Here is a 2473-nt window from a genome sequence, read left to right as displayed (position 1 = left end):
ATCGGAAGACAGGCAAGACGTAAGCGTTGTCCATACCCTTGCGGGCGGTATGCACAGCGCTTTTTGTTTGCCCGCTTTTCGGTTGAGTATCTTAAATCATGGAAGCTTTTTTCTCCTCGACGCTGGGTGTTGCCATTGCCGAAATCGGCGATAAGACGCAATTACTGGCGCTCTTTTTGGCAGCACGTTTTGCCCACAAAAACGCGATTGTTGCCGGTATCTTTATTGCAACCCTGTTGAACCATCTTGTTTCAGCCGCACTCGGTGTCTGGCTGGCATCCGCTATTTCGCCCGAAGTCATGAAATGGCTGGTCGGCGGCAGCTTTATTGCGGTTGGATTATGGCTGCTGTTGCCGGACAAAGACGAAGACCCTGACAGCAAGTGGCTGAAATACGGTGCATTTACGGCAACGGTCGTCCTGTTTTTCTTGGCGGAAATCGGCGATAAAACGCAAATTGCGACAGTTCTTTTGGCGGCAAAATACCAATCTATCCTGCTTGTCGTGGTCGGCAGTATCGCCGGTTTGATGATTGCTTCTGTGCCTGCCGTGTATTTGGGCGAAATGCTGATGCGCAAAATTCCGGCCAAAGCAGTGCGTATTGCCGCATGTATCTTGTTCTGCCTGCTGGGTATTTTGACCCTGCTTGGCGACGGTATCGTGTTGAAGGCCGTCTGAAATGTGGGACATTGTTTTTGAACACAAAGACTTTGTGGTCATTAATAAGCCTTGCGGCGTATCGGTGCACAGCGAATCGGAAGGGGATGTTTGCCTGACTGCTTCGCTGGCGCAGCAGCTCGGCGTTGAGCGCGTGTGGCTGGTTCACCGTTTGGATAAAGCCACCAGCGGCCTGTTGCTGTTTGCGTTAAACCGCGACAGTGCGGCGGCTTTGTCGGCGCAGTTTGCCGAGAAAGCCATGCGTAAAACTTATTTGGCACTCGGTACGCACAAGCCGGCGAAAAAGCAGGGCTGGGTGAAAGGCGGTATGGCGCGTTCGCGGCGCGGTACATGGAAGCTGACGCGTGACGAGGATAATTCTGCCGTTACCCGTTTCAGCAGCCAAAGCCTGAAGCCCGGTTTGCGCCTGTTTGTGTTGCAACCGTTTACCGGCAAAACCCATCAGCTACGCGTGGCCATGAAAAGCATAGGTAGTCCGATTTTGGGCGATACGCTGTATGGCGGCGATGAGGCGGAACATCTGTTTCTGCACGCTTGGCGTTTGGTTTTCGACTATCGCGGCGAGCATTTCGATATTCGGGTCGCTCCTGATAAAACATGGCCGTCTGAAATCGATTTGTCGGCGTGTTTGGGTTCGGATGAATCCGAATAGAAGCAGTGAAATTTTTGTATGTATTAAAAAAGGCCGTCTGAAAATTGTTCAGACGGCCTTTTGATTGTTTCAAGTTTACATTTCCAATTCGCTCAAACCCGGTAAGTCGGCAAAACAGCGGTCATGCGTGATTTGGCAGAAGTTGTCCAGATAGCCTTTGTTGGCATCTTCCGTACGAATGGCGGCATAAAGTTTGCTTTGCAGGCCGTCTGAAGTGATTTTGCGGTGGACGACGTAGCCTTTTTCCAAATACGGCATGACCGTCCAATAGGGCAGGGCGGCGATGCCGCGTTTGCTGGCAACCAGTTGAATAATGGCGATGGTCAGCTCGCTATGGCGGCGCGGCGGATTAATGCCTTTGGGCAGCAGCACTTTTTTGGGCAAATCCAGCATTTCGTCGGGGACGGGATAAGTAATCAAGGTTTCGTCGATAAAGTCTTCCGCTTCCCAAACGTCTTTGTCGGCAAGCGGGTGGTCTTCTGCGCAGATGCCGACCATTTCATAGGCAAACAGAGGGTGGTAGCTGATACCGTTGATCGGCTCGGCTTCGGAAACGATGGCGAGGTCGGCGCGGTGCTGCAGCAGCAGGCCGACCGGATCGGCTTGGAAGCCGGAAACGATGTCCAATTCAACTTGCGGCCATAACGGGCGGAACTCGCCCATGGCAGGCATCAGCCAGTCAAAGCAGGTGTGGCATTCGACGGCAAGCCTGAGTTCGCCGGCTTCGCCTTCGATAATCCGCACCAAATCACGTTCGGCGGCGGCAACCTGCGGCAACAGCTCGCGCGCCAGTTGCAGCAGGCGCATACCGGCCGGAGTGAAGCGCAAAGGTGTAGATTTACGTTCAAACAACGGCGTTTCGTAATAATTTTCCAAGGAGCGGATTTGGTGCGACAGGGCGGATTGGGTCAGGAAAACTCGTTTGGCGGCAAGGGAAACGCTGCCGGTTTCTTCTAAAGCCAGCAAGGTTTTAAGATGACGCAATTCGATAATAGAGTCCATGTGTTTTCAGACGGTCTGTGGGTAAGGTGGCGTATATTAAAATAATTCATGATGATGTGCAAATGATTAATGTTGGGAATGATTGCTGAAATCGGAATGTAAGAATTTGAGGCATAAACAGATTTTGCGGTTAGAATGCGAA

3 protein-coding genes are annotated in these 2473 nt (G+C 52.0%); 2 read left to right on the top strand and 1 reads right to left on the bottom strand.

Going from position 1 to position 2473, the window contains the following annotated elements:
* Nucleotides 1-98: 98 nt before the first annotated feature.
* A complete protein-coding gene (locus tag ACTHUT_RS17930; RefSeq protein WP_250601380.1) occupies nt 99-677 on the top strand; it encodes a TMEM165/GDT1 family protein in 579 nt (192 codons plus the stop codon).
* Nucleotide 678: 1 nt separating this feature from the next.
* Nucleotides 679-1329, top strand: coding sequence for a TIGR01621 family pseudouridine synthase (locus ACTHUT_RS17925; RefSeq protein ID WP_250601378.1), 651 nt, complete (start codon nt 679-681; stop codon nt 1327-1329).
* A gap of 75 nt (nt 1330-1404) precedes the next feature.
* On the opposite strand, the gene ACTHUT_RS17920 is transcribed toward ACTHUT_RS17925, so the two are convergent.
* Nucleotides 1405-2331, bottom strand: coding sequence for a LysR family transcriptional regulator (locus ACTHUT_RS17920; protein WP_250601376.1), 927 nt, complete (start codon nt 2329-2331; stop codon nt 1405-1407).
* Nucleotides 2332-2473 lie beyond the last annotated feature (142 nt).

The sequence above is a fragment of the Neisseria sp. P0022.S010 genome (assembly GCF_051956635.1).
Note: the sequence above shows the minus strand (reverse complement) of the source record. Positions and strands in the feature narration are given on the sequence as shown.